General features: G+C 71.7%; 6 protein-coding genes and 3 pseudogenes. 5 read left to right on the top strand and 4 right to left on the bottom strand.

From position 1 onward, the window contains the following. Positions 1-420, top strand: a pseudogene (locus A5655_RS12540) (TetR/AcrR family transcriptional regulator); the annotation flags it as partial. A 49-nt stretch (positions 421-469) separates the two neighbouring features. Then, positions 470-1,382, top strand: a pseudogene (locus A5655_RS27130) (DEAD/DEAH box helicase); the annotation flags it as partial. Here A5655_RS27130 and A5655_RS12535 read toward each other — a convergent pair. Beyond that, a pseudogene (locus A5655_RS12535) lies at positions 1,331-2,749 on the bottom strand (aldehyde dehydrogenase family protein); the annotation flags it as partial. The pseudogenes A5655_RS27130 and A5655_RS12535 sit on opposite strands and share 52 nt — an antisense overlap. Next, the gene (locus tag A5655_RS12530) at positions 2,746-3,984 is read right to left on the bottom strand and encodes a VOC family protein (protein ID WP_067010381.1); all 1,239 of its coding nucleotides are present in this window, start codon (positions 3,982-3,984) and stop codon (positions 2,746-2,748) included. The pseudogene A5655_RS12535 and the gene A5655_RS12530, both read right to left, overlap by 4 nt. A 42-nt stretch (positions 3,985-4,026) precedes the next feature. On the opposite strand from A5655_RS12530, the gene A5655_RS12525 reads away from it, so the two are divergent. From A5655_RS12525 to A5655_RS12515, 3 genes are all read left to right on the top strand, one after another. Next, complete coding sequence (locus tag A5655_RS12525) at positions 4,027-4,479, top strand: Lrp/AsnC family transcriptional regulator (protein WP_067010379.1); 453 nt, start codon at positions 4,027-4,029, stop codon at positions 4,477-4,479. Positions 4,480-4,523: 44 nt separating this feature from the next. Continuing rightward, entirely contained in the window at positions 4,524-5,846 is a 1,323-nt protein-coding gene (lat, locus tag A5655_RS12520) for an L-lysine 6-transaminase (protein WP_067010377.1), read from the top strand. Between the two features lie 120 nt (positions 5,847-5,966). Continuing rightward, entirely contained in the window at positions 5,967-6,350 is a 384-nt protein-coding gene (locus tag A5655_RS12515) for a hypothetical protein (protein ID WP_067010405.1), read from the top strand. A 7-nt stretch (positions 6,351-6,357) separates the two neighbouring features. Here A5655_RS12515 and usfY read toward each other — a convergent pair whose 3' ends face one another. Further along, on the bottom strand, positions 6,358-6,669 hold the full coding sequence (gene usfY, locus A5655_RS12510) for a protein UsfY (protein ID WP_197508677.1): 312 nt from the start codon (positions 6,667-6,669) through the stop codon (positions 6,358-6,360). Positions 6,670-6,687: 18 nt separating this feature from the next. Then, entirely contained in the window at positions 6,688-7,071 is a 384-nt protein-coding gene (locus tag A5655_RS12505; protein ID WP_067010399.1) for a phage holin family protein, read from the bottom strand. Positions 7,072-7,126 lie beyond the last annotated feature (55 nt).

Raw genomic sequence — 7,126 nt, 5'->3', positions numbered from 1 at the left:
CTGACGATGTTCGAGGAGATCCGGATGGGTGTGCTGGCCTACATGGCCTACCACCAGTCCAACCCGGAGGCCGCCTGGGCCGCGTACGTCGGCCTGGGCCGGTCCGACCCGGTCCTGCTCGGCATCGACGACGAGGCCAAGAACCGCCAGATGGAACACATCATGTCCCGCATCGCCGAGGTCGTCAGCGGGATGCCGGACACCAGCGCGCTGGAAGCGGACGTCGAGCGGGACCTGCGGGTGATCATCCAGGGCTGGCTCGCGTTCACCTTCGAGATCTGCCGGCAGCGGATCATGGACCCCACCACCGACGCCGACCGGCTCGCCGACGCCTGCGCGCACACGCTGCTCGACTCCATCGCCCGGGTGCCGGAGATCCCGGACGAGCTGGCGCACGCGATGGCCACCGCGAGGCTTTGAGAGAGCGCTCGGTAGAGCCGATGTCGGTGCCGGTTGGCACCATGGTTGGGTGAGCACTCGCCCCGATCCGCTAGGCCGGTTCAGCGCGGTCACCCGCGAGTGGTTCACCGGCACCTTCGCCGCCCCGACCACCGCGCAGGCCCAGGCCTGGGACGCGATCGCCGACGGCGACAACACCCTGGTCATCGCGCCGACCGGGTCCGGCAAGACCCTCGCGGCGTTCCTGTGGGCCTTGGACAGCCTCGCCGGCCAGGCCGGGTCGGCCGATCGGCCGGCCGGCACCCGCGTCCTCTACGTGTCCCCGCTCAAGGCGCTGGCGGTCGACGTCGAACGCAACCTGCGCACCCCGCTGGCGGGGCTCACCCGGATCGCCGAGCGGCACGGCCTGCCCCCACCCGGCATCACCGTCGGGGTGCGCTCCGGCGACACCCCGCCCGCGGCCCGCCGCCAGCTCATCGCGCACCCCCCCGACGTGCTGATCACCACCCCGGAATCGCTGTTCCTGATGCTGACCTCGGCGGCGCGCGAAACCCTCGCCGGCGTCCAGACGGTGATCGTCGACGAGATCCACGCCATCGCCGCGGGCAAGCGCGGCGCGCACCTGGCACTGTCCCTGGAGCGGCTGGACGACCTGCGCCACGGCTCTTCCGAAGGGCGGCCCGCTCAGCGCATCGGGCTGTCGGCGACCGTGCGCCCGCCCGAGGAGCTGGCGCGGTTCCTGTCCGGGCAAGCCCGCACGACGATCGTCGCGCCGCCGTCGGCCAAGACCATCGAGCTCACGGTGCAGGTGCCGGTGCCCGACATGGCCAACCTGGCGAACAACACCATCTGGCCCGACGTCGAGGCGCGCCTGGTGGACCTGATCGAGTCGCACGACTCGACCATCGTGTTCGCGAACTCGCGGCGGCTGGCCGAGCGGCTGACCTCCCGGCTCAACGAGATCCACGCCGAACGCGCCGGCGATCTCGGCGCCCGACGTCCCGATGTTGACGTTGGCGATGCCGCAGTCGGATTCGTCCAGGAAACGCTCGGCCTCCCGCAGGTCGGTGGTGAAGATGGCCGACGAAAGCCCCTGCGGCACCCCGTTGTTGAGGGCGATCGCCTCGTCCAGGTCGTCATAGGTCAGCACGTAGAGGATCGGCGCGAACGTCTCGGTGGCCACGATGTCGGTCTGTGCGGGCATGCGGACGACGGCAGGCGCGACGTAGTAGGCGCTGGGGTGGGTGTCGGGAACGCGCCCGCCGCCGAATACCTGGCCGCCGTCGGCGCGCGCCTGATCGCACGCCCCGACCATGTCGCGGTAGGCGGTCTCGTGGATCAGCGGCCCGACGAGCGTGTCCGGCGCCGACGGGTCGCCGATCGCGAGCCGCCCGCACGCCTCGACGACCCGGGCGACCACGTCGTCGGCCACCGACCGGTGCACGATGAGCCGGCGCAGGCTGGTGCAGCGCTGGCCGGCGGTGCCGGCGGCGGCGAACACGATGGCCCGCACGGCCAGGTCGAGGTCGGCCGACGGCGTCACGACGGCCGCGTTGTTGCCGCCCAGCTCCAGCAGGGCCCGCCCGAAGCGCGCGGCGACCCGCGGGCCGACGGCCCGGCCCATGCGCACCGAGCCGGTGGCGGACACCAACGCGATCCGGTCGTCGTCCACCAGCCGTTCGCCGAGGTCGCGCTCGCCCAGGATCAGGCCGCTGACCGCGCCGGGGGCGCCGACGTCCGCGGCGGCCCGGCCGATCAGCGCCTGGCAGGCCAGCGCCGTCAGCGGCGTCAGCTCCGAGGGCTTCCACACGACGGTGTCCCCGCACACCAGCGCCACGGCGGCGTTCCACGCCCACACGGCAACCGGGAAGTTGAACGCGGTGATGACGCCGACCACGCCGAGCGGGTGCCAGGTCTCGAGCAGGCGGTGCCCGGGGCGTTCGGATGCGATGGTGCGGCCGTACAGCTGGCGCGACAGGCCGACCGCGAACTGGCAGACGTCGATCATCTCCTGCACCTCGCCGAGCGCCTCGGAGCCGATCTTGCCCACCTCGACGGTCACCAACGTCGCCAGGTCGTCCTTGTGTTCGGTGAGCAGCTCGCCGAGCCGGGCCACCAGCGCGCCGCGCGCCGGCGCCGGGGTGGCGCGCCACGCCGGGAACGCGCCGGCGGCGTCGCCGATGATCGCCCCGGCCCGTTCGGGCGTGGTGTGGCCGACGGTGAAGAGCATCTCGCCGGTGATCGGCGTGCTGGCCGGCAGCCCGTGCCCGGCCGGGTCGCCGAGCTCCTCGGTGACGCCCATGGCGCCCAGCGCGTGCCGCGCCCGGTGCCGCAACTCCTCGGTGTTCATCGGGATGCCTCCTCGTAGAGCGCGTACGGGTCGCGGACGTCGCGGCCGATGGCGCCGGCCAGCCATTGCGCGTCGTAGCCCGAGTCGTCGGCGGCCGCCCGCGCCCGGGTTTCGCGGTCCAGGTTGGAGCGGAAGATGCCCGCCGCCGACGCCGGCAGGAAGTCCTCGTAGACGATCGGCGCCGACGGGTCGCCGCTGCGATAGTAGGCCAGCCCCTCGGCGGCCATGCCGGCGTCGGTCGGCGGGAAGTACCGGTGCCACACCGACGCCGGGTCGGGCGCGCCCATCGCGGCGTCATAGCGTTCGCGGCCCTTCGGGGTCAGCGCGACGCCGCGCGCCTCGACCTCGCCGAAGCGCACCCGCAGGCTGCCCGCGGTGACGCGGCCGTCGCGGCCGCGAAACAGGCACGGCTCGGCGAGCGCCCGAAAAGAGGTCTGGCGCAACAGGACCGCGGGCCCGCCGGTGCGGGGCGGCCCCTGGATGGCATCGATCATGGTGACCCCGCGCGCGGTCATCCGGCGATACAGCTCGTCGATGTCGAGCACCCGCGGCGTCAGGTGGTTGATGTGGGTGGAGCCCACCCCGGCGATGTCGGCGGCCACCGCCGACACCCGCGACAACTCGTCGTACCACGCCCTGTCGATGGGCTCGCGCGACAGCGCGAACGCCGCCACCGCCGCCGCCACGAAAGCCCCCGCCTCGTCGGCGCCGCAGCCGCCGTCGGCGGCGATGATCCGCGCCCGCGCGAGCAGCGCGGGGTCGAACAGCCGGCGGCGCGCCACGAAGGTCTGCACCCGGGCCCGCAGATCGGGGCCGAAATAGCGCGCGTCCCGGGTGGCCAGCATCGAGACGAACACCCGAAACGGGTTGCGCGCCAGCTCGTTCGCGTCGACGGGGCGAAATGCGGTCGACACCACCGGAATCGGTGACGCGGCGCGGCGCAGGTCGTAGTAGCCCACCGGATACATGCCGAAGGCGGCGAACAGGTCGGCGACGGCGGCCAGTTCGGCCGGGCTGCCCACCCGGATGGCGCCGTGCCGCTCGGCGGTGACCCGGTCCAGCGACCCGAGCCGTTCGGCGCCGGGATGCCGCGCCGCGTAGGCGGCGTTGACCTGCCCGCTCACCTCGACCAGGGTGCGGTACGCGGGCACCTCCGCGCCGTACATCGCGGACAGCCCGGCGGCGAACCGGGCGCGCAGCTGCCAGGGCGCCAGCCGCTCGGTGGGGGGACTCATGGCGCGCCCTCGAATCCGGCTTTGCTGCGATAGTCTCCGCCAATGGTTGACGCGCTCGACGACATTGACCGGACCCTGGTGCGCGAGCTGGTCGCCAACGGGCGCGCAACCCTGGCGGAGCTTGCCGGCAAGGCGGGCCTGTCGGTCTCGGCGGTGCAGTCGCGGGTGCGCCGGCTGGAGTCGCGCGGCGTGGTGACGGGGTATTCCGCGCGGGTCAACCCGGAGGCGGTCGGGCAGCTGCTCTCGGCGTTCGTGGCCATCACTCCCTTGGATCCCTCTCAACCCGATGATGCGCCCGCCCGCCTGGAACACATCGCGGAGATCGAGTCCTGTCATTCGGTGGCCGGCGAGGAGAGCTACGTCCTGCTGGTTCGCGTCGAGTCCGCGCGGGCGCTCGAGGACCTGCTGCAGCGGATCCGCACGGCGGCCGACGTCCAGACCCGGAGCACCATCATCCTCAATACGTTTTACTGTGATCGGCAATACATACCATAATATTTCCTGCTGTTTCGCCAAAGCGCCGTAAAAACTACGATAGGATGGGCGGCATGACGGCCGCCGTTACCGACCGGGTCCAGGAGACGTTGTCGCGCAGCATGCTGGTCGACGGTTTCGACCTGGTGCTGGATCTGGCGCAATCGGCCGGCTCCTACCTGGTCGACGCCCGGGACGGCCGCCGCTACCTAGACATGTTCACGTTCGTCGCCTCGTCGGCGCTGGGCATGAACCACCCGGCGCTGGCCGGCGACGACGTCTTTCGAGCCGAGCTGCTGCAGGCCGCGCTGAACAAGCCGAGCAACCCCGACGTGGCCTCGGCGGCGATGGCCGGCTTCGTCGAGACCTTCGTCCGGGTGCTGGGCGACCCCGCGCTGCCGCACCTGTTCTTCGTCGAGGGCGGTGCGCTGGCGGTGGAGAACGCGCTCAAGGTCGCCTTCGACTGGAAGAGCCGGCACAACGAGGCGCGCGGCATCGACCCGGCGCTGGGCACCCGGGTGCTGCACCTGCGCGGCGCGTTCCACGGCCGCAGCGGCTACACCCTGTCGCTGACCAACACCAAGCCGGTCACCGTGGCCCGCTTCCCGAAGTTCGACTGGCCGCGCATCGACGCGCCGTACCTCCGGCCCGGTCCGGACATGGACGCGCTCGAGGCGGAGTCGCTGCGGCAGGCGCGGGCGGCGTTCGACGCGCACCCGCACGACATCGCGTGCTTCGTGGCCGAACCCATCCAGGGGGAGGGCGGCGACCGCCACTTCCGTCCCGCGTTCTTCGCCGCGATGCGAAGGCTATGCGACGAACGCGACGCCCTGTTGATCTTCGACGAGGTCCAGACCGGCTGCGGGATGACCGGAACCCCTTGGGCCTACCAGCAATTGGGTGTGCGGCCCGATGTGGTGGCGTTCGGCAAGAAGACGCAGGTGTGCGGGATCATGGCCGGCCGCCGGGTCGACGAGATCGCCGAGAACGTGTTCGCCGTCGCCTCCCGGCTCAGCTCGACGTGGGGCGGCAACCTGGCCGACATGGTGCGGGCCCGCCGCATCCTGGAGGTGATCGAGGACGACGGGTTGTTCGAGCGTGCCGCCGAACACGGGCGCTACCTGCTGGGCCGGCTGGTCGAGCTGGCCCACGACTTTCCGGCGCTGGTTCGCGACCCCCGCGGCCGCGGCCTGATGTGCGCGTTCAGCCTGCCGACCGCCGGTGACCGCGAGGAGGTGATCGATCAGCTGTGGCAACGCCGCGTGATCGCGCTGCGCTGCGGGGAGGACGGCGTCCGGTTCCGGCCCGCGCTGACGGTTTCCCGGGCGGAAATCGACGCGCTGGTGTGCGCCCTGAGCGGGGCGTTGACGGCGGTGACGGGGGGCTGACCGGGGTTTACCGTGGATCGGCGCAGGGTATCCAGATTTTCACCATCGTGGCGCGTAACCAATGCGACGCAGCGAACGATGGACAAAGAGCTAATCAGAATCACGACTCGGGGGATCAGGATGCAGACAGCGGATCAGCGGTCGCCCGGTGACCGCCTGGGGCAGGAGGACCGGGAGGTGCACGCCGCCATCCGGTTCGCCGCCCTGGCCGCTGCCGCGGGCATCGGCTTCGTAGTGCTTGCCGCGCTGTGGGTCAGCACGTGTCCCGGCACGGGCGTCGACACGGCGGCCTGCGGCACGCCCCAGCGGACGATGCTGGCCTTGGGCGGTCCCCTGATTTTGCTGGCCGGGGGCGTCTGGGCGTTCCTGCGCACCTACCGGGTATGGAAGGCCAGCGGCACTTGGTGGGGATGGCACGGCGCGGGCTGGTTCCTGCTGACGCTGATGGTGGTGGCGCTGGGCCTGGGAGTTTCGCCGATCGCCGGCCCGGTGCTGGCGCTCTGACCCCCCGCTAGACGCGGGTGTCCCGGGCGCTTTCGGGTCGCGGGGCGGGCCGCCATTGCTCGTCGATGCGGCTCACGCGGCGATGCTCCATGACGAACCACAGCGCCCCGGCGATCGTCCCGAGCACGGCGACCAGCACCGTCGTGGCGATCCACTCGTAGTGGCCGTAGGCGGCCGCGGCCGTGGTGCTGATCATTCCCCCGATGGCCACGAGGAGCAGGATGAACCCGGGCCAGTAGAGGTTGTCCTTCATCGTGAAGCCGGCGTGCGGTTGCGTGGTCCGGTAATGGTCCGTCGGATCGCGATGCCTGTCGCTCATCACCCCTCCTTCGGTGGTTTACGCTGCCGAGCCGGCCGGTTCGCGGACGGACCCCTCGGGCAGCGAGATCGCCCCGATCGTGGTCACCAGCCACACGACGATCGTGGCGGCGAGCCAGGAGGCGGCCCCGCGAATGGTGAGCCCGTGCGTGAACGCCGCGGCCAGGCTCAACGCGACCAGCGTCAGCACCAGGCCGCTGCCCCCGAGGAGCAGCGACGCATAGGCCCGCGGCAACTTCACGATCAGCAACGACAGCCCGGCCTGCGCCGCCGCGAACAACACCACGGCGACGATGAACCCCGACGCCGACACCGAAACACCCGGCACGACCCAGGCCGCCGCCAGCAGGCCGACGGCCCACGACGTCAGAAGCACAACCGCCCGAAGCAGAGCCTGCTTCATGCCCATAAGTGTAGGTCGCGGGGTACGCGGTGTTAAGGCTCCGCCGACGGGGTTA

Source organism: Mycobacterium sp. 1081908.1 (genome assembly GCF_001673535.1).
Lineage (GTDB): Bacteria > Actinomycetota > Actinomycetes > Mycobacteriales > Mycobacteriaceae > Mycobacterium.
The sequence above is the reverse complement of the archived record's forward strand: the minus strand, read 5'-3'. Positions and strand labels throughout refer to the sequence as shown.

Excerpts from the sequence above, each read along its gene's own strand:
- A5655_RS12530 (WP_067010381.1), bottom strand. The coding sequence starts at position 3,984 with ATGAGTCCCCCCACCGAGCGGCTGGCGCCCTGGCAGCTGCGCGCCCGG.
- A5655_RS12515 (WP_067010405.1), top strand. The coding sequence starts at position 5,967 with ATGCAGACAGCGGATCAGCGGTCGCCCGGTGACCGCCTGGGGCAGGAG.
- A5655_RS12505 (WP_067010399.1), bottom strand. The coding sequence starts at position 7,071 with ATGAAGCAGGCTCTGCTTCGGGCGGTTGTGCTTCTGACGTCGTGGGCC.
- A5655_RS12525 (WP_067010379.1), top strand. The coding sequence starts at position 4,027 with ATGGTTGACGCGCTCGACGACATTGACCGGACCCTGGTGCGCGAGCTG.
- usfY (WP_197508677.1), bottom strand. The coding sequence starts at position 6,669 with ATGAGCGACAGGCATCGCGATCCGACGGACCATTACCGGACCACGCAA.
- lat (WP_067010377.1), top strand. The coding sequence starts at position 4,524 with ATGGGCGGCATGACGGCCGCCGTTACCGACCGGGTCCAGGAGACGTTG.